Source organism: Nocardia cyriacigeorgica (genome assembly GCF_010858045.1).
Classification (GTDB): Bacteria; Actinomycetota; Actinomycetes; order Mycobacteriales; family Mycobacteriaceae; genus Nocardia; species Nocardia cyriacigeorgica_E.
This window is the reverse complement of the sequence record NZ_JAAGVC010000009.1, coordinates 65,997-85,128: the sequence shown is the minus strand read 5'-3', so window position 1 is coordinate 85,128 and position 19,132 is coordinate 65,997. Positions and strand designations below refer to the sequence as shown.

The 19,132-nt window shown below is 69.5% G+C and carries 14 protein-coding genes; 10 read left to right on the top strand and 4 right to left on the bottom strand.

Annotated elements, in window-relative coordinates:
- The first annotated feature begins 125 nt into the window (after positions 1-125).
- Complete coding sequence (locus GV790_RS11580) at positions 126-1,751, top strand: DUF4185 domain-containing protein (RefSeq protein WP_163813361.1); 1,626 nt, start codon at positions 126-128, stop codon at positions 1,749-1,751.
- Here GV790_RS11580 and GV790_RS11575 read toward each other — a convergent pair whose 3' ends face one another.
- From GV790_RS11575 to GV790_RS11565, 3 genes are all read right to left on the bottom strand, one after another.
- On the bottom strand, positions 1,752-2,618 hold the full coding sequence (locus tag GV790_RS11575; protein ID WP_163813360.1) for a 5-oxoprolinase subunit C family protein: 867 nt from the start codon (positions 2,616-2,618) through the stop codon (positions 1,752-1,754).
- A gap of 96 nt (positions 2,619-2,714) precedes the next feature.
- A complete protein-coding gene (locus tag GV790_RS11570; protein WP_163813359.1) occupies positions 2,715-3,419 on the bottom strand; it encodes a 5-oxoprolinase subunit B family protein in 705 nt (234 codons plus the stop codon).
- A gap of 89 nt (positions 3,420-3,508) precedes the next feature.
- Positions 3,509-4,264, bottom strand: a complete 756-nt coding sequence (locus tag GV790_RS11565; protein WP_163813358.1) for a LamB/YcsF family protein — start codon at positions 4,262-4,264, stop codon at positions 3,509-3,511.
- A gap of 150 nt (positions 4,265-4,414) precedes the next feature.
- On the opposite strand from GV790_RS11565, the gene GV790_RS11560 reads away from it, so the two are divergent.
- On the top strand, positions 4,415-5,230 hold the full coding sequence (locus GV790_RS11560; RefSeq protein WP_163813357.1) for a hypothetical protein: 816 nt from the start codon (positions 4,415-4,417) through the stop codon (positions 5,228-5,230).
- A gap of 41 nt (positions 5,231-5,271) precedes the next feature.
- On the opposite strand, the gene GV790_RS11555 is transcribed toward GV790_RS11560, so the two are convergent.
- Positions 5,272-6,768: a CCA tRNA nucleotidyltransferase gene (locus tag GV790_RS11555; RefSeq protein WP_280212495.1), complete on the bottom strand. Its 1,497-nt coding sequence runs from the start codon at positions 6,766-6,768 to the stop codon at positions 5,272-5,274.
- A gap of 122 nt (positions 6,769-6,890) precedes the next feature.
- Here GV790_RS11555 and GV790_RS11550 point away from each other — a divergent pair, with 122 nt between their 5' ends.
- The 8 genes from GV790_RS11550 to GV790_RS11515 all read left to right on the top strand — a co-directional run bounded on the left by GV790_RS11550 (position 6,891) and on the right by GV790_RS11515 (position 19,078).
- The gene (locus GV790_RS11550) at positions 6,891-7,427 is read left to right on the top strand and encodes an NUDIX hydrolase (RefSeq protein WP_081597542.1); all 537 of its coding nucleotides are present in this window, start codon (positions 6,891-6,893) and stop codon (positions 7,425-7,427) included.
- Positions 7,424-9,985, top strand: coding sequence for a DUF6049 family protein (locus GV790_RS11545; RefSeq protein WP_163813356.1), 2,562 nt, complete (start codon positions 7,424-7,426; stop codon positions 9,983-9,985). The genes GV790_RS11550 and GV790_RS11545 overlap by 4 nt, the downstream gene beginning before the upstream one ends.
- Before the next feature lie 799 nt (positions 9,986-10,784).
- Positions 10,785-14,513, top strand: a complete 3,729-nt coding sequence (locus GV790_RS11540) for a murein biosynthesis integral membrane protein MurJ (RefSeq protein WP_178127805.1) — start codon at positions 10,785-10,787, stop codon at positions 14,511-14,513.
- 213 nt (positions 14,514-14,726) lie between these two features.
- Complete coding sequence (gene sigM, locus GV790_RS11535; protein WP_228815196.1) at positions 14,727-15,380, top strand: RNA polymerase sigma factor SigM; 654 nt, start codon at positions 14,727-14,729, stop codon at positions 15,378-15,380.
- A 104-nt stretch (positions 15,381-15,484) separates the two neighbouring features.
- Positions 15,485-16,273, top strand: a complete 789-nt coding sequence (locus GV790_RS11530; protein ID WP_163813354.1) for a hypothetical protein — start codon at positions 15,485-15,487, stop codon at positions 16,271-16,273.
- Positions 16,274-16,350: 77 nt separating this feature from the next.
- On the top strand, positions 16,351-17,337 hold the full coding sequence (gene trxB / locus GV790_RS11525) for a thioredoxin-disulfide reductase (RefSeq protein ID WP_163813353.1): 987 nt from the start codon (positions 16,351-16,353) through the stop codon (positions 17,335-17,337).
- A gap of 41 nt (positions 17,338-17,378) precedes the next feature.
- On the top strand, positions 17,379-17,705 hold the full coding sequence (trxA, locus tag GV790_RS11520; protein WP_014353750.1) for a thioredoxin: 327 nt from the start codon (positions 17,379-17,381) through the stop codon (positions 17,703-17,705).
- A gap of 182 nt (positions 17,706-17,887) precedes the next feature.
- On the top strand, positions 17,888-19,078 hold the full coding sequence (locus tag GV790_RS11515; RefSeq protein WP_163813352.1) for an N-acetylmuramoyl-L-alanine amidase: 1,191 nt from the start codon (positions 17,888-17,890) through the stop codon (positions 19,076-19,078).
- Positions 19,079-19,132 lie beyond the last annotated feature (54 nt).

Below are 19,132 nucleotides of genomic sequence, written 5' to 3'. Positions count from 1 at the left end.
GATTCGTGCTTCCCGCACGGTAAGTTGATCTTCGCTTGATCCGGCCGGGCCCCGGAGCCGGCTGCACCGGTGGGGCCACGGGATCAGGTACGCCCGTTCCGATCCGACCCGGGAGCCGCCGCGCCATGGGACTTCTGCCGAACCACCTCGGTATCCACTCCCGCGCCGCCGCCCCGCTCCGTCCCGCCCTGTTCGGCGTGCTGCTCACGGGTGTGCTCGCGGTGCCTGCGCCGGTGCAGGCGGCACCGTTTCCGTGGGCGCCGCCGCCGGTGAACAGTTGCGGCGAGGTGGGTTTCGATCCGCTCGCCCGTGAGCCGGACCCCGCTCAGCCGCCCGCGCCACCGCTGCCGCCGCAGATCGATATCCCGGTTCCGGTCCCGCAGCTCACCCCCGTGCCGGTGCCGGACCCGCCGCAGGACAACACCCGGATCGTGCCGGAGCCGCTGCCGAGCGATCCCTGCCGCAACCCGTGCCCCGATATCCGCGACAACGCGAAGCCGGAAGAATCGGCTCCCGCCCCGCAGTCGCCACCGGCGCCGCCGGGTTCGGGTTCGAGTAGTGGCTCGGGCCCTGGTTCCGGTTCCGGCAGCTCCTCCGGTTCCGCCGAGCCGATCAAACTGCCCAAGATCCAGATCAAACCCGAGATCGAACCCATCCCGGTCCCGGTACCCGGCGAGCCGGGCGACCCACCGCAACCCGCACCGCCCCACGTGGTGCACCCCGCCGAACCCGGACCGCTGAGCGCCGCGGTCGCGCCGGCCCGGGTGGAGTCGGTGCGGTTGGTCGAGCAGGTCACCGGCCCCGGCTCGGCGAACCGGACCGATGTGCGCTGGCAGGTCGACGGCACCGATCTCGGCCTGATGTGGGAGAACCGGCCCGGTGAGGTGGCCGTGGTGTTCGGCGACACCTTCGGCAAGGGCTGGAGTCCGGGCGGCGCGGGCGGCGCGGACGAGGACTGGCGCAGCAACGTCCTCGGTTACAGCACCGACCGCGACCTCGCCGACGGGCTGCGGATCGACACCATGGTGCAGGACAGCCGCTGCCACGCCGCCGAACTCCTCGGCAGCCGCAAGGTGAAGAACTGGGAGACCACCACCATCCCCACCTCCGGCTTCGCCCTCGGCGACCGCCAGTACCTGAGCTATATGTCGGTGAACCGCTGGAGCCGCATCCCCGGCCTGTGGTGGACCAATTACGGCGGGATCGCCTACTCCGACGACAACGGCAGCACCTGGGTCAAGGATCAGCATGCCAAGTGGGAGAACCTGTTCGGGCTCGGCCGGTTCCAGGTGGCGGCGATGGTCCCGCAGGGCGATTACGTCTACATGTTCGGCACACCCAACGGGCGCATCGGCGTGATCGGCCTGGCCAGGGTGCCAAAGGACGAGGTGCTCAACAAGTCGGCCTATCAGTACTGGGTGGGCGGCACCTGGGCGCCCGCGGCCGAAAACCTCGCGACCCCATTGGTTCCCGGGATCGCTTCGGAACTGTCGGTTCGCTACGACGCGGAATCGGACCGCTGGCAGATGGTGTATCTGGATTCGGCGCGCGGCGCGATCGTCCTGCGGACCGCGGCGTCACCGCAGGGTGCGTGGACCGAGGCGGTGCCGCTGGTGTCGACCACCGACTACCCCAAGTCCTACGGCGGCTTCATCCATCCGTGGTCGACGGCGAAGGATCTGTATTTCACCATCTCGGCCTGGGACAGTTACAACGTCTATCTCATGCACGCCCGCCTCGATCAGCCCTGATCAGCAGCGCCGGAACCGCACCGTCTGCCCGGGCCTGGCCTGCGCCATGAGGTCGATGTCGGCATCGGCCACCACCGCGATCACCGGATAGCCACCGGTGATCGGGTGATCGGCGAGAAACACCACCGGTTGCCCGGCCGGCGGCACCTGAATGGCGCCGAGCGCGACCCCCTCGGTCGGAAGTTCCTGTGTGCGAGATCGTTCCAGCGGCGGCCCGGATTCCCGGCGCAGCCGCGCACCGACCCGGTCGACGTCGGCGCTGACCGACCAGCTGCCTGCGAACAAGGCCGCCGGATCGGTGAACCAGTCGTCCCGTGGGCCGGGCATGGCTCGAATCTCCAGCACCACCGGCAGATTCGGCAGCGGCGCGAGGTCGAGGATCGGAAAGGTCCGTGGCGCAGGGCCGATGGGCACCTCATCACCCGCGCGCAGCGGTCGCGGCCCGATCCCGGACATGGTGTCGCGGCTGCGCGAGCCGAGTACCGGCGCGACGTCGACGCCGCCGCGCACGCCGATATAACTGCGCAACCCCGTCGACGCGAGGCCGAGCGAAACGACTTGGTCCGCTTCGAGTTCCAGCACGCTGGCATGCCCGACCGGACGGCCGTCGACCGTCACCGGCGCGGGCGCTCCCGTGATGGCGAGCGTGGTGTGGCGCATGGTCCGCACTCGCACACCGCCGAGCAACACCTCGATCCCGGCATGACCCTCCGGATTCCCGACCAGCCGATTGGCCAATCGGAGCGCCGCGCGATCGGCCGCTCCGGATACACCGACGCCCGAATCGAACCAACCGGCGCGGCCGAGATCCTGGATGGTCGCCAGCGGACCCACCCGTTCGACCAGGAGTTTCGCATCGTCGGTCATTCCTGCCTCCCCGGCGCTGCCACAGACCCGTCCGCTCTCATCGTCCCGTCGGCGCGGGCGCGCTGAGCTCATCCGCGCGTGCGCCGTAGCCCGGTCTCATCGGCTTGCCCGAGCATCGACGAAACGCACCGCGGTGCCCGCTCGGATCAGCGCGGGCGGATCGCGATCGACGTCCCACATGGTCAGCTCGGTACGTCCGATCAACTGCCACCCGCCCGGCGACTTACGCGGATAAACCGCCGAATATCCGCCCGCCAACGCGACGCTCCCGGCCGGGATCGCCGTCCGCGACTCGGCGCGGCGCGGCACGGTGAGGCGGTCGTCGGGGGAGCGCAGGTAGCCGAAGCCGGGCGCGAAACCGACGAAGGCGCAATGCCATACGGTTCCGGTGTGCGCGGCGATCACGCCCTCGACGCCGAGGCCGAGCGTCCGGGCGACCTCGTCCAGATCGGCGCCGTCGTAGTGCACGGGGATCACCACCGGCTCGCCCACGGGCGATGTTCCACGGGAAACGTCGCCGGAATCGGCGCGCTCGGACAGCTCCTCGAGGACGGTGCGCAACGCCCGCCGGACCGGCTCGGCGTCGCGGGTGGATCGCAGCGTGACCAGCACGGTTTCGGCGGCGGGTAGCACATCCTGCACCCCGTCGAGCCGCCGATCGCGCAGTGTCGCAGCCAATTCCGCTACCGCGTCCGCCGGATGCGGAGTGAGCAGAAAGGCGCGATCACCGGCCGGGCGAATGGCCTGCGCGGCGGCATCGGTACGCGCCCGGTGGGGCACCGAACCGGTCGATGTTGTCATCAGCGCCTCCCTCCAGGCCACCGATGGTACGGCCCCCGCGCGCGCACTATCGGCGATCGCGCGCACCCGGCCGGGGCGGGTCACCCCGTTCAGCTGAAGGGCGCGACCACCACGCCGACCTCATCCAGCGTCTCCCGGATCAGCCGGGCCATGTCCACCGCCTCGGGGGTATCGCCGTGCACGCAGATGCTCGTCGCGCGCACGGTGACCTCACCGGACCCGCCGACGGTGCGCGCGGTGCCGGACATGGCGATCGAGACCGCCTGGGCGACCGCCTCATTGGTATGCAGAATCGCCCCGGAGGTACCGCGCTCGGCGAGTCCACCGGACGGGGTGTAGCCGCGATCGGCGAACCCCTCGCCGATGAACCGCACCCCGATATGGCCGGCGGCGTGTTCGAGTTCGGTACCGGCCGGGCCGAGCAGCGCGAGCTCGGGATCATATTCGGCGACCGCGGCCAGCACCGCGTCGGCGATCTTCCGATCCCGTGCGGCCGCGTGATAGAGCGCGCCGTGCGGCTTCACATACCGCACCCGGTCGCCCTCGGCGCGGGCGAAACCATCCAGGCCGCCGATCTGGTACAGCACCTCGTCGCGCAGTTCGGCGGGCGCCACCGCGATCGCGCGCCGGCCGAATCCGGCCAGATCGCGGTAGCCGACGTGGGCACCGATCCGGACGCCCTTCTCCACCGCCGACGCGCAGGTGCGGCGCATGATCGTCGGATCACCGGCGTGCCCGCCGCAGGCGATGTTGGCGCTGGTGACGATGTCGAGCATCGCCGCGTCATCGCCCATCGTCCACGGCCCGAAGCCTTCGCCGAGATCACTGTTCAGATCCAGCGCCATGCGCGTCCTTCCCGTCGTCACCATTGTCCCCGGGGTGTGATTCCGCAGACAAGGATCGCAGTCCTGGCCCGGTCGCGGGGTATCGGCCGCCGTCGAGGGCAGATTCGGCGATGGTCGTCGCCGGGCCGGGCCAGTACGCTCGGAGCAATCATGGCCACGTATTTCGACCCGAAGTCCTGGTCACCGCTGTGGGCAGTGGACTTCGGCAAGCGGCTGTTCGAGCAGTCCTCGCTGGAGCAGTGGATTTCCTACACCACGGCCTGGGTGGATCCGGTGGCCGATCTGGGTGCGGGCACGGTGACCGCGCTCATGCCCGATGTGCTGCTCACCGTGCTCAGTGAGGGCATCCTGAGCCGATTCGGCGGCCAGGAAGTCACCGCGACCCTGCTCGGCCATGATCTGACCGCGACCCTCGAGGTATTGAAGGTGCGCCGCCGCGGCGCGCACTTCCAGACCAAGACGGTGCTCACCGACCTGCAGTGGGATCGGCACCCGATCCGCGAGATGACGGTGATCGCGCACGGCGTGCGGCTCATCCCCGGTGTGCCCACCAAAGTGCGCACCGCACAACTCGATGTCGAGGGCACCGTGACCACCGCCGCCCTGGTCGACTGGCTCAACGAGCAACAGCTGGATTGGAAACTCTCCCTCGCGCCGGACGGCCTGGTCCGCGCCGTACACCGGCAGCGCCGGATCACCGCGGTCGCCGACGCCTGGGTGCGCGACAACCTGCTCACCCTCGACGTGCGCCGGGCCGGCTGGTTCGGTGTGCCGATACCGCGACGGATGCGTACCGTTCGCCCGATCCGCCTGCCCGAACTGCCCAACGACGCGCGCGTCGTGCACGCCGCCCGCGAGGGGGAACTTGTGCGGTTCCGGATCGAGTTGCCGGAGGTCAGCGGTTCGATCGACCTGGCGCAGATGCGCGCGGCGATCGTCGCGGGGACGACGCTGATCGTGTTCTAGACCGGCCGCGCCGGTCCGGCCGGATCAGCCGAGCAGCCGCCTCACTGCTGGCTCTTCCACCACTCCAGGAGTGCCGCCTCGGCCTCGTCCCTGGTCAGCGGGCCACGATCGAGCCGGAGTTCCTTCAGGTACTTCCAGGCCTTGCCGACCTCGGGCCCCGGTTTCAGGCCGAGGAGTTCCATGATCGCGTTGCCGTCGAGGTCCGGCCGCACCCGATCGAGGTCCTCCTGCTCCTGCAGCCGCGCGATCCGGTGCTCCAGATCGTCATAGGTGGCGCGCAGGGCCGCGGCACGGCGCTTATTGCGGGTGGTGCAGTCGGCGCGCACCAGTTTGTGCAGCCGGGGCAGCAGATCACCCGCATCGGTGACGTAGCGGCGCACCGCGGAATCGGTCCACTGGCCCTTGCCGTAGCCATGGAACCGCAGGTGCAGGAACACCAGCCTGGCCACGTCCTCGGTGAACTGCTTCGGGTATTTCAGCGCCCGCATCCGCTTGCGCACCATCTTCGCGCCCACCACCTCGTGATGGTGGAAGCTCACCCCGCCGCCGGGCTCATTGCGTTTGGTGTCCGGCTTGCCGATGTCGTGCAGCAGCGCCGCCCAGCGCAGCACCAGGTCGGGATCACCCTCTTCCTGGTCGATGGCCTGTTCGAGCACGGTCAGCGAATGCCAGTACACGTCCTTGTGCTGGTGGTGCTCGTCGATCTCCAGCTTCATCGCGGGCACCTCGGGCAGCACGATCTGAGCCAACCCGGTCTCGCACATGATGTTGATGCCGTCGATGGGATGCGCGCCCGCGATGAGCTTGTCCAGTTCGGTGCGCACCCGCTCGGCGGTGATGCGTTCGATCTCACCGGCCATCTCGGTGATCGCCTCCTGCACCCGCGGATGCAGCGTGAAACCGAGCTGGGAGACGAAGCGGGCGGCGCGCAGCATCCGCAACGGATCGTCGCCGAAGGATTCCTGCGGCGGCGACGGGGTGTCGAGCATGCCCGCGAGCAGGGCGTCCATGCCGCCGAGCGGATCGACGAACTCCAATGCACCGTCCGCGCCGATCTTCACCGCCATCGCGTTGACGGTGAAATCGCGCCGCACCAGATCACCCTCGAGGCTGTCGCCGAAGGTGACCTCCGGATTGCGGGAGACCCGGTCGTAGGCGTCGCTGCGGAAGGTGGTGATCTCGAGCTGCTGATCGTCCTTGGCCGCGCTGACGGTGCCGAAGGCCAGGCCGCCGGTATCCCACAGATGGTCGGCCCAGCCGCGCAGCAGCTGCTGCACCTGCTCGGGCCTGGCATCGGTGGTGAAATCGAGATCGGTGCCGAGGCGCCCGAGCACCGCGTCGCGGACACTGCCGCCGACCAGATACAGCTGGAATCCGCGCGCGGCGAAGAGTTCGCCGAGCGGGGTGAGCACATCGCCGAGGCTGCCGAGGGTCACCGCCGCTGCGGCGAGCAGCCTGGTGCGGCGCTCATCGGGCGCGAGCTGCGCGTGATCGGTCTGCGCTGGCAGCTGGGCGGGGTCGGGGCCGGTCGAAACCACGAACGTGAACCTTACCCAGGCGCAGGTTGTCCCGGACACCACCATCTCCGCGGGCCGGGAACGGCGCCGCCATACGCCGGACTATGGACGGCCGGGGCGTCGCCGTCGATTAGGATTGCTTGGTGTCCCCGGCCGATCGCGCGAACAGTCGACGCCGCCAGCCCCGGCGCCGAGGTTCGGCCGGAAACGCGGCGAGACCACGCATGCGCACGGTCAAGGAGACTTCCGCGGGTGGCCTCGTCGTCGACGGTCTCGATGGGCCACGTGAACAGCGCAGCGCCGCCCTGATCGGGCGCACCGACCGGCGCGGGCGGCTGCTGTGGTCGCTACCAAAGGGCCATATCGAAGAAGGCGAGACCTCCGAGCAGACCGCCATCCGTGAGGTCGCCGAGGAAACCGGCATCCAGGGTGTGGTGGTCGCCGAACTCGGCAGCATCGATTACTGGTTCGTCACCGACGGCCGCCGGGTACACAAAACGGTGCACCATTTCCTTTTACGCTCGGTCGGTGGTGAACTGTCCGACGCGGACATCGAAGTCACCCAGGTGGCGTGGGTTCCGTTGAGTGAACTCGACTCCCGGCTCGCCTATGCCGACGAACGGCGCCTGGCCGAGGTGGCGAACCGGCTGATCGACCGGATGGAGACCGGCAAGCAATGACGCGTGGACTGCGGATCATCGTGGCGGTCCTGACGATTCTCGGCGCGGTGGCGACGCTGCCGGTGCTGAGCGAACCGCCCGCGGGCGCGCAGCCGAGCGAGTCAGGTGAGGCGTCGTCGCCGAAGTTCCTCAAGCTCTCGCTGGATTCGGTGACCCCGACCACGGTGACCACCACCAGCGATCCGCTGCTGACCGTGTCGGGCACCGTCACCAATATCGGCGATCGGGTGGTCGACGACGTCAGCGTCCGGGTGCAGCGCGCCCGCGCGATCGCCGAACCCAGCGGGCTACGCACCGCACTGCGGCTGGACCAGGCCAACTACGAGGTGGCGGGCCCGTTCGAGGACGTCGCCGAACGGCTCAGCCCCGGCCAGCGCCGCCAGTTCACGCTGAGCATCGCGTTGCGCGCCGACGACACCGGCGCCTCGCTCGACATCACCGCGCCCGGGGTATATCCGCTGCTGCTCAACGTCAACGGGGAACCGGCCTACGGCAGCCAGGCCCGCCTCGACGACGCCCGCTTCCTGCTGCCGGTGCTCGGCCTGCCGCCCGCGTCGGCCGGCGATACCGAGGCGGTGCCGCCCGCCCCGGCGCCCCCGGTGGCCACCACGCTGGTGTGGCCGCTGGCGGATCGGCCACGGCTGGTGGCCGGGCGCGCGGGCACGGTGGACGAGCTGCCCGAACTGACCGATGACGAGCTGGCGTCGTCGCTGGCCAAGGGCGGCCGGCTGGAACAGCTGCTGGACGCGTTGGAGACCGTGCTCGGCAGTGATGCGGGCCGGGACAAGCGGCTCGCGTCCTCGGTGTGCGTGGCCGTCGACCCGGATCTGCTGCTCACCGTGGAGGCGATGACCGGCGACTACCGCGTGCTGGCCAGCCCGTCGGACCCGGGCGGTGCGACCAGGGCGGGCACCGGCTCCGAGCATGCCAAGGCCTGGCTGGACCGGTTGCGCACGCTGGCCTCATCGATGTGCACGGTGGCGCTGCCGTTCGCGCAGGTGGATCTGTCGGCGCTGGCCGCGGTGGACGATCCGCAACTCACCGCACGCGCGGTGAAGGCGCCCGCCGACGTGGTCGATTCGATCCTGGCCACCCGGTCGGTACGCGGCGTGAGCCTGCCCGATTCCGGCAGTATCGACACCAGCGCGGGAGTACTGCTGCGCAGCAACGGCTTCAAGACCGCGATTCTGGCCGATAATGCCGTCGCGCCGGCCGGCGATGCGGCGATCGCCTCGGCCCGCACCGGCGTCACCGGACGCACGGCCGCCACGCGCACCGCGCGCACCGAGCCGGAACCGGGCACGCCCGATATGGTCCGGCTGCCCGGCATCACCCCGCCCGCACCCGAAACGCCGGTCCCACCCGCAGCGACGCCGCCACCCGCCGCGGGGGCTCCGACGCCCCGCGTCCCCGAACCCGCCGACGATCCGGCCCTGCGCGCGGCCACCTTCGATATCTGGTCGGCGACGGCGCTGGCCGCGATGGGCTCCAACCCGCCGACGCCCTCGTTCACCCCCGACCGGGTCCGCTACGAGGTCACCAAGGACTCCAGGACCGCCCGCTTGCAGGACGCGCTCGGCGCACTGTCGTGGAGCGCGCTCAACCCGCGCCCGGACCGGCCGCGCTCGGCCCTGCTGGTGCCGCCGCAGCAGTGGGGCGCCAACCGCGATGAGGCCATCGCGGTCCTGCGGCAGGTCGATCTGCTGCTCCAGAACAATCTGGCCACCCCGCGCACCTTCGCCCAACTGCTCGACCAGCCCGCGGACATCGCGCCCTATCAGGTCGATTATCTCGCGCAGGCGAGTCAGGACGCGGCGCCCGGCCGGTTCGTCGCGCCGATCCGCGAACAGGGCCATCGGATCAGCGAACTGATGCGCGCGCTGGTCGAGGTGCCGCAGTCGGAGCCGACGCCGCAGGAGTTCCTCACCCCGCTGCGCGATGACCTGGTGCGCGCGCTGAGCCTGTCGGACCGCCGCGGTGAAACCGCGATGGCCGATACCTTCGCCCAGCGCCGGGTGGAGCAGACCACCACGGCACTGGACCGTATGTTCGGCTCGGTCACCGTGCTGCCGCCGGGCGGGGTGTACACCCTCGCCTCCGAGCAGAGCCCCTTGCTCTTGGTCGCCCGCAATGATCTGCCGGTCGCGGTGCGGATCCGGTTCCGGATCGACGCTCCGGCCGAGACGAAGATCACCGATATCGGTGAACAGCAGCTACCGCCGCGCGGCACCCGCTCGTTCCAGATCCCCACCGAGGTCAGCGACTCCCGTAACCTGGTCATTCCGATTTCGCTTACCACGCCGGAGGGGGTGCCGCTCGGCAACGCCACGTCGGTGTCGGTGCGTTCGAACGCGTACGGTCAAACGCTGGCGATAATTACCGCATGTGCCGGGATACTGCTGTTCCTGTTGGCCGGACGCCGCCTGTGGCGCCGGTTCCACGGAGAGCCGGATCCCGCCGACAAGGGCGTCGATCCGGGCATCCGGCGGCGGGTGAACAGGTACCGGCGGGCGCGTAAGCGCGCACTTCGGCAGCAAGGACAGCAACAGGAGGTGTAGATGAGCCAGGCCCGCCCGGCGCGCTTCGGCGCGGCGCAGCTCATCGTCACCGTCCGGTTCCGCTGCCCGGCGATGCACAGGAGGCATGATGGGCGACGATGATCAATTCGCTCATCAGCGACCCGAGGACCGCCCCGACGGACCACCGGCCCGGCGGGCCCCCGCGGCGCCCTGGGAACGAGGACCGCACCCGGAGCCGACGATGAGCGGCGACGGCGCAGGCCCTGGAGTGCCCCGCATCAGCCGCCCCGGCGAACCGCCCGCCCCGGGCCGTCGGATGCCGCCGCCGCAGCGTCCGGCGCCGCCGGTGCATCCCGGTCAGCAGAGTTATCCGGCCGAACCCCGGCCACCACGGCCCGGCCCACCCCCGCCAGGGCACCCGGGACGTCCGGGGCCGCTACCGCCACCGCAGCGCATCCCGCCGCGCGGCATGCCGCCACAGGGCGGAGGCAATCCACGCAGCGGTGAGCTACCGCGGCAACGCCCGGTACGTCCGGGACCGCCGCAGCAGGGCAGGCCGCAGCGGCCGCTTCCGCCGCAGGATCAGGGTCGTCCGGTTCCTGGGCAACCGGGGCATCCACAGCGTCCCGGCGGCCCGGCGCAGCACGGCCGCCCGCCCGGCCGGCCACCGCATGGCCAACCGGCGCCGGGACAGCGTCCGCCGCAAGGCAGGCCCGCCCCGCGCGAGGAACAACCGCCGCACCGTCCGCCCACGCAGCCGCAGCCGCAGGTGCGACGGCCCGCGCCGCCCGAACGGGTGGCGCCCCGCACCGAGTCCGGCAGACCGAGCACCAAGGGCATGCCGGTCGTGGTGGCCGAGAAACCCGGCCCACGCGAATCGAAGGAAAGCGCCAACGCCCGGCTGCTGCGCGACTCCGGTTCCATCGCCTTCGCCACCCTGATCAGCCGCATCACCGGCTTCGGTAAGCAGCTGTTGCTGCTCACCGTGCTCGGCCCGGCCATCGCCAGTGCCTTCACCTCGGCCAGCCTGATCCCGAACATGATCGCGGAACTGGTGCTCGGCGCCGTGCTGACCGCGATCGTGGTACCGACGCTGGTGCGCGCCGAACAAGAGGACGCCGACGGTGGCGCCGCATTCGTGCGCAGGCTCGTCACCGCCGCCTTCGTGGTGTTGGCGACGGCGGCATTGCTGGCCACCGCGTCCGCGCCGATCCTCGCCACCCATCTGTTCGTCGCCGCCGACGGCGAGGTGAACACCGACCTCACCACCGCGCTGACGTTCCTGCTGGTTCCGGCGATCCTGTTCTACGGCATGTCGGCGCTGTTCACCGCCATCCTGAACACCAGGCAGAACTTCAAACCCGGCGCCTGGGCTCCGGTGTTCAACAACATCGTCGTGCTGGTGACGCTCGGCCTGTACGCGGTGACCCCCGGCGAGATCTCGCTGGACCCGGTGCGGATGGGCGATTCGAAGCTGCTGATCCTCGGCGTCGGCGTCACGCTCGGCGTCGTCACCCAGGCGATGGTGCTGATCCCCGCCATCCGCCGCGAGGGCATCGACCTGCGCCCGCTGTGGGGAGTCGACGAGCGGCTCAAGCAGTTCGGCACCATGGGTGCCGCGATCATCCTCTACGTGCTGATCAGCCAGATCGGCACGATCTTCGCCAACCACATCTCCTCGCAGGCCGACGCGGCCGGTCCGGCGATCTACAACAACGCCTGGGCGCTGCTCCAGCTGCCCTACGGCGTGCTCGGCGTCACCCTGCTCACCGCGATCATGCCGCGGTTGAGCCGCAACGCCGCCAATGACGACACCCCGGCGGTGGTCGACGACCTCTCGGCCGCGACCAGGCTGACGATGATCGCGCTGATCCCCATCGTCGTGTTCCTGACGCTGGCGGGCCCGCAGGTCGGTGACGCGCTGTTCGGCTATGCCCGGTTCGCCGAGGACGCCGAACGCCTCGGCCAGGCGGTCAGCTGGTCGGCCTTCACGCTGATCCCGTACGCGCTGGTGTTGATCCATCTGCGGGTGTTCTACGCCAGGGAGCAGGCCTGGACACCGACCTGGATCATTCTCGGCATCGTCACCGTCAAGATCATCGGCTCCGCACTGGCCCCGGTGCTGGCCAGCAACGGCGATCAGGTGGTGATGGTGCTCGGCGCGGCCACCGGTGTCGGCTTCACCGCGGGCGCCTTCATCGGCGGGTATCTGCTGCACCGCAGCCTCGGCGATCTGCGCATGGCCAACGTCGGGCACACCATCACCAGGGTCGTGCTGTCGTCGGCCGCGGGCGGCGCGGTGATGCTGATCGTGGACAAGGTGCTCGGCCTGCACCGGCTCTCGGACGCGCTGCACGGTCCCGGCTCGTTCATCCGGGTCGCCATCACCTCGCTGGTGATGTTCGGGGTGGCCTTCGGGCTCATGCGCCTGGCGGGCATCCCGGAGATCGTCGCCATCACCGTGGCGATCTCGCGCAAACTCGGCATCACCCCGCCCGCACCCGATCTGGGCCTGGACGAACCGGTCGAGGACGAATACGCCACCCAGATCCTGCGCAGGCCGGATCCGTACCTGGCCTACTCCCACTACGACCCCATGGACGCACAGACCATGGTGCTGCCCGTTATCCGCTCGAATGCTGTTGACATCACCGGGGTCGGCGAGTTCCCGTACCCTGTTCGGCAGAGAAGCACAAGTGGCGAATTCGCCGGGGTTGCGAAACATCAGGGCGAAGGAGGACCGAGGGTGAGCGACGACGCGGTGGGCGGCGTCCCAGCCGCCGAATCAGCTGCGAACACGGCGGGCGGGCTCTCCACCGACGTTCCGCTCGCCGCGGGGGAGCAGCCCGATTCCGCATCGGCGCACCAGCCGGAGCAGGCCGATCCGCACGAGGTGGATCCGTCCGCCGACGCCGAGCACGCAGACGACCGCACCGAGCGCCATGCGCCGCCACGCGATCCGATGTACGACACCGGCATGCTGCCGGTCATGCCGCCGGTCGGCGGCGGTGACGGCGGCGGCCCGCGGCGTACCCCGCGCGGGCCGAAGCTGATGCCCGGCGCCTCCGTCGCCGGCGGTCGTTACCGGCTGCTGGCCAGCCACGGCGGTGCGCGCGGCCTGAAGTTCTGGCAGGCGCTCGATATCAAGCTCGATCGTGAGGTCGCGCTGACCTTCGTCGACGCCGATCAGAAGGCCGCCGACAACTCCGGACACGATGGCCCGCAGGCGATCCTGTCGCGCACACTGCGCCTGGGCCGGATCAATTCGCCGGGCCTGGCACGCGTGCTCGATGTGGTGCGCGGCAGCTCCGGCGGCATCGTGGTGGCCGAATGGACTCCTGGCCGTTCGCTGCGCGAAATGGCCGATACGGTGCCCTCGCCGATCGGCGCGGCCCGGGCGATCCGGGCGCTGGCCTCGGCCGCCGAAATGGCCCACCGCGGTGGCGGTTCGCTGTCGATCGATCATCCGGATCGGGTGCGCATCAGCGCCTCCGGTGACGCGGTGCTCGCCTTCCCCGGCACGCTCGCCGATTCCGACGCCCAGTCCGATGTGCGTGGTCTCGGAGCCATGCTCTACGCACTGATCACCGCTCGGTGGCCGCTGCGGGCCGGTGGCGTCACCGGTAGTGCGGCCACCGTTGGTGGGCTGCGGCTGGCCGATTTCGGCCCCGATGGCACCCCGGTCGAACCGCGCCAGATCCGCCCGGAGGTGCCGTTCGAGATTTCCGCCGTCGCGGTCCGTTCGCTGGAGCCGAACAAGGGCGTGCGCACCGCCGCGACGGTGCAGCACGTGCTGGAGCAGGCCTCGGTGGTCGATCAGAAGACCGATTTCATTCCGGTGCTGCGGCTCGGCCAGCGTGCCACCGCGCCCGCCGACGAATCCCTCGCCGATCCGGAACTGCTTGCGGCCGAACGGGAGAAGTCGCAGCGGATGATGTGGATCATGGTGGGGCTCGGCATCCTCACCGCGCTCGTGGTCGGCATCATCATCTGGTGGATGGTGAGCATCTTCGCGCCGGGCGCCTCCGATGAGCCGCTCAACGAACAGCGCAATATCGGACTCACGACGGCCAATTCCGCTCCCGCCGAACCCGCCGCGACGCCCGGCGCGCCCGCACCGAAGGCCGGCGTGCCGGTCCCGGTGACGGGTGTGTCGGTGTTCTCGCCGGAGGGCACCCCCGACAACGTCAACGGCGTCAGCTCGGTGCTGGACAACAACGCCTCCTCGATGTGGCGCACCGACCAGTACTTCCAGCAGTTCCCGGCGCTGAAGAAGGGCGTGGGCCTGCTGGCGACCCTGCCGAGCCCGGCCAAGCTCACCAATGTCGCGATCAACTCGCCGAGCCCTGGCACCCGGGTGGAGATCCGTACCTCACCGACGACCTCGCCCACGCTGGATCAGACGCAGTTGATCGGCAGCGCGACCTTGGTCGACGGCGTCACCCAGATCCCGGTGCAGGCCGATCAAGCCGCCCGTTATGTGCTGGTCTGGATCACCGGCCTGGGTAACGCCGACGGCCAGTTCCAGACCTCCATCGCCGACATCCGCTTCGACGCCGCCCGCTGACGCGCGCCCGGAAACTGCTCTCACCAGGCAAAACGCCGCAACATCACGGGCTGGTCGCGGTGCGGGGCAGATCACGGTTCGGTTGCTACCGAATCGTTACCCACGTTATGATTCTGCTCGCGCTCTCAGCAGGGGAGCCTCTCGGGATCAGGCGTTTCGATCCCTGCATGCTGCGATTTCTTCGGTGCCCGGCCAGGCCGGCCGGTCACTCTGATGAGCGCGTCCAAGGGGTTGGCATTGTCGTCGGAATCGAACGCGGGCTTCCGCAGGGGGAGGCCACGAGCCTTCGCGCGGACCGGCTCGCTCATTCTGGGCGAAGCCACCGACGCAGAACTGCTCCGCGCGCACGCCGGCGGCGCACCGCACGCCTTCGCCGAACTGCTGCGCAGGCATAACGACCACCTCTGGCAGACCGCGCTGCGCACCTCCTACACCCGTGAGGACGCCGCCGACTCGCTGCAGGACGCGCTGCTGTCGGCGCACCGCACCGCGGGCTCGTTCCGCGCCGAATCCGAAGTACGCAGCTGGTTGCACGCCATCGTCGTCAACGCCTGCCTGGACCGGATCCGGCGCAACAAGACCAGGCGAGCGTTCTCGCTGACGCCGGAGAACATGCCCGAGCCCATCGAGGAACGCGACGATATCGCGCGGCTGGAAATGTCGATGGTGGTCGACCGTGCCCTGTTCTCGCTGCCGCCGGACCAGCGCACCGCGATCGTGGCCGTCGATCTGGAGGGGTATAGCGTGGCGGATGCGGCGGCGCTGCTCGGCGTTCCGGAAGGCACGATCAAGAGCCGCTGCGCCCGGGCCAGACAACGGCTCGGCGAACGCCTGGAATTTCTGCGGGATCCAGGGAACCGGATGTGACCCTGCTGCGTCAGTAATAGTGACGAACCACGAGACGATGTAACCGCCGCCTGGCATTCGCCCGGCTGCGTGCAAGGTCAAATGTAAGAACACTTGGAGGTGCGATGGCGACCCGATCCGTTCCGCAGCCTCCGTATTCGGCGGAGCTGCTCGCCGACCTGCACGCCGACAACCTCTCGCGCGAGCTGAGCGAACAGTTGTGGCCCGCGGTCCACGGCGATCCGGAGGCCCAGCGTTATCTACGGTCACTCGACGAGGTGAGCGCCCAGCTGCGCGCCCTCGGCCGCGACGACCACATCATCCATCCGATGCCCGACGACGTGTCCGCACGCTTGCGGCAGTGGGCCGAGGAACTGGGCCAGGCCGAAACGGACCAGGAACCGACCGCACGGATATCCGAACCGCCGACCGCCGCCCCGCGCGACGAATACGAATCTACCGGCGCGCCAACGACTTCGGTGGTCTCGCTGCATGAGCGCCGCCGACGGCGGATGCGCGTGCTCACCGCAGCCGCGGCAGCCGTCGCGGTGCTCGCCTGTGCGGCGATCGCGATCACCGCCGTGCGCCAGGACAGCACGGTGAGCCCCACCGCGGCACCGACCACCGCCGACGTGGCACCGGGTGAGGATCTCGATTCCACCGTCGCCCTCGGCGCGCTCGGCCGCCACGACGTACGCGGCCCGCTCGCCGACTCCACCGAACTCGCCGGATGCGTCGCGGCCGCCGGATACGACCGCAAGGTTCTCGGCTCCTCCGATATCACCTACCGCGGCACGGACGCGGTGCTGATCCTGCTCGCGGGCACCACGCCGGGCCGGATCACCGCCCTCGTCGTCGAGCCCGGCTGCACCGCGAACGAGCCGAGAGTGTTCACCGTCACCGACATCGGATAGCCCGCTCACCCGGGGAACAAGTGCGTTTACCCTGTTGTTGACCGACACGTCCCCTTGATGTCTTTCGGAAGGGCCCCATGAGCACGCCAGTTCGCGACCTGATCATCGTCGGCTCCGGCCCCGCCGGCTACACCGCCGCCGTCTACGCGGCCCGCGCGGAACTACAGCCGCTGCTGTTCGAGGGAACGCAATTCGGCGGCGCCCTGATGACCACCACCGAGGTCGAGAACTTCCCCGGGTTCCGCGACGGCATCATGGGCCCGGATCTGATGGAGCAGATGCGCGATCAGGCCAAGCGTTTCGGCGCCGACATCCGCACCGAAGACGTCGACGCCATCGACCTGAGCGGACCTGTGAAGAAGGTCACCGTCGGCGATGAGACCTTCGAGGCCTACGCCGTCATCCTCGCGATGGGCTCGGCCGCCCGCTACCTCGGCGTCCCCGGTGAGCAGGAACTGCTCGGCCGCGGCGTGAGCGCGTGCGCCACCTGCGACGGCTTCTTCTTCAAGGGCCAGGACATCGTCGTGGTCGGCGGCGGCGATTCGGCCATGGAGGAAGCGACCTTCCTCACCAAGTTCGCCTCCAGCGTCACCGTCGTACATCGGCGCGATGAGTTCCGGGCCTCGCGCATCATGCTCGAGCGCGCCAAGGCCAACGAGAAGATTCGCTTCGTCACCAATGCCGAGGTCGTGAAGGTCAACGGCGACACCAGCGTGACCAGCCTCACCCTGCGCGACACCCGCACCGGCGAAACCTCCGAGCTCGCCGCCACCGGCATGTTCGTCGCGATCGGTCACGACCCGCGCAGCGAACTGGTGCGTGGCCAGGTCGAACTCGACGACGAGGGCTATGTGAAGGTGGCCGATCCGTCCACCGCCACCGCGGTGCCCGGCGTCTTCGCCGCGGGCGACCTGGTCGACCACACCTACCGGCAGGCGATCACCGCCGCGGGCACCGGCTGCCGCGCCGCGATCGACGCCGAACGCTGGCTCGCCGAACAGGGCGATATCACCGCCAACACTCTCGACCACGCCGGACGCCCGGTCGCGGTCTCCGCCAACTGATCCGGCGCACCGCGCATTTCACCTGCTAGAGGAGAACACCCATGTCCGAATCCACCATCACCGTCACCGACGCCACCTTCGCCGATGACGTCCTGCTCAGCGAGAAGCCGGTTCTGGTCGACTTCTGGGCGGACTGGTGCGGCCCGTGCAAGATGGTCGCGCCGGTGCTGGAGGAGATCGCGGGCACCCATGCCGATAAACTGACCGTCGCCAAGCTGGACGTGGACGCCAACCCGGTCACCGCCAAGGATTATCAGATCCTGTCGCTGCCCACTATGATGCTGTTCGCCGGTGGCAAGCCGGTCAAGCAGATCGTCGGGGCCAAGGGCAAAGCCGCCCTGCTGCGCGAACTCGACGGCGTCATCTGAGATCGCGGCGAACTCCGCCGTAAGGCAACGCACACCGGCGACGCGCCGTAGTATGCCCAGACCCGGAATTGCCGAAATCCGGTCCGGGTCTGAGACAATCGACCGATGCTCCGGTTGTGCGAGGGTGTAACCCATCGCATGAGTGGGTACCCGGGCTGACGGAAGGGAAAGGGCTCTCACGCATGCACCGACTTCGTCACGGCGATACCGGTCCAGCCGTCGCAGAGGTTCGGAGCACCCTGGCAAGTCTGGGCTTCCTGCACGAGCACAACGCCGATGGCGATGGTACGCCCGAGTACTGGAAAGACACCGATGCCACCTTCGATCACCAGCTCGACTCCGCGGTGCGCGCCTTCCAGCAGCATCGCGGACTGCTGGTGGACGGGGTGGTCGGTCCGGCGACGTACCGGGCGCTGAAAGAGGCCTCCTACCGGCTCGGCGCGCGCACGCTGATCTACCAGCTGTCGGCGCCGCTCTACGGCGACGATGTGGCGACGCTGCAGCGCAGGCTGCAAGACCTCGGCTTCTACGTGCACCGGGTGGACGGCTATTTCGGCCCGCACACCCATGACGGTCTGACCGCGTTCCAGCGCGAGATCGGCCTGTCGGCCGACGGCATCTGCGGCCCGGACACGCTGCGTTCGCTGGATCTGCTCGGCGCCAGGGTCACCGGTGGCAATCCGCACCGCATCGCCGAAGAAGAGGTGGTGCACCGCGCGGGCCCGCAGCTGACGGGCAAGCGGATCGTCATCGATCCTGGCCTCGGCGGACCGGACAAGGGCCAGGCCGTGCCGACCGAATTCGGCGACGTCTACGAGTCGGAGATCCTCTGGGATCTGGCCAGCCGGCTGGAGGGCCGGATGGCCGCCACCGGCATGGAGACCTTCCTGTCGCGTCCGTGGGGTGCCAACCCCTCCGACGCGGAACGGGCCGAGACCTCCAACGCCTTCGATGCCGACCTGATGATCTCGCTGCGTTGCGCGAACAACCCGAGCTCCTCGGCCAACGGTGTCGCGGGCTTCTATTTCGGCAATTCGCACGGCTCGGTCTCGATGATCGGGCAGGTGCTGGCCGGCTTCATCCAGCGTGAGGTGGTGGCGCGGACCTCGCTGCAGGACTGCCGTACCCATCAGCGCACCTGGGATCTGCTGCGGCTCACCAAAATGCCGACCGTTCAGGTCGATATCGGGTACCTGACAAACGAATACGACGCCTCGGTGCTCACCAATCCGCGCATGCGCGACGTCATCGCCGAGGCCATCCTGGTGTCGGTGAAGCGGCTCTACCTGCTCGGCCAGGACGACCAGCCGACCGGTACCTACACCTTCGCCGAACTACTCGCCGAAGAGCTCGCCGCGGCCGACCGCGGATAGTCTGCCCAGCTACGAATCTGCCCCGCCGGACCTGTTGCCGGCGGGGCAGATTCG

Bases quoted from the DNA above. Each gene is read 5' to 3' on its own strand.
- GV790_RS11580 (WP_163813361.1), top strand. From the start codon at position 126: ATGGGACTTCTGCCGAACCACCTCGGTATCCACTCCCGCGCCGCCGCC.
- GV790_RS11575 (WP_163813360.1), bottom strand. From the start codon at position 2,618: ATGACCGACGATGCGAAACTCCTGGTCGAACGGGTGGGTCCGCTGGCG.
- GV790_RS11570 (WP_163813359.1), bottom strand. From the start codon at position 3,419: ATGACAACATCGACCGGTTCGGTGCCCCACCGGGCGCGTACCGATGCC.
- GV790_RS11565 (WP_163813358.1), bottom strand. From the start codon at position 4,264: ATGGCGCTGGATCTGAACAGTGATCTCGGCGAAGGCTTCGGGCCGTGG.
- GV790_RS11560 (WP_163813357.1), top strand. From the start codon at position 4,415: ATGGCCACGTATTTCGACCCGAAGTCCTGGTCACCGCTGTGGGCAGTG.
- GV790_RS11545 (WP_163813356.1), top strand. From the start codon at position 7,424: ATGACGCGTGGACTGCGGATCATCGTGGCGGTCCTGACGATTCTCGGC.
- GV790_RS11540 (WP_178127805.1), top strand. From the start codon at position 10,785: ATGCCGGTCGTGGTGGCCGAGAAACCCGGCCCACGCGAATCGAAGGAA.
- sigM (WP_228815196.1), top strand. From the start codon at position 14,727: ATGAGCGCGTCCAAGGGGTTGGCATTGTCGTCGGAATCGAACGCGGGC.
- GV790_RS11530 (WP_163813354.1), top strand. From the start codon at position 15,485: ATGGCGACCCGATCCGTTCCGCAGCCTCCGTATTCGGCGGAGCTGCTC.
- trxB (WP_163813353.1), top strand. From the start codon at position 16,351: ATGAGCACGCCAGTTCGCGACCTGATCATCGTCGGCTCCGGCCCCGCC.
- trxA (WP_014353750.1), top strand. From the start codon at position 17,379: ATGTCCGAATCCACCATCACCGTCACCGACGCCACCTTCGCCGATGAC.
- GV790_RS11515 (WP_163813352.1), top strand. From the start codon at position 17,888: ATGCACCGACTTCGTCACGGCGATACCGGTCCAGCCGTCGCAGAGGTT.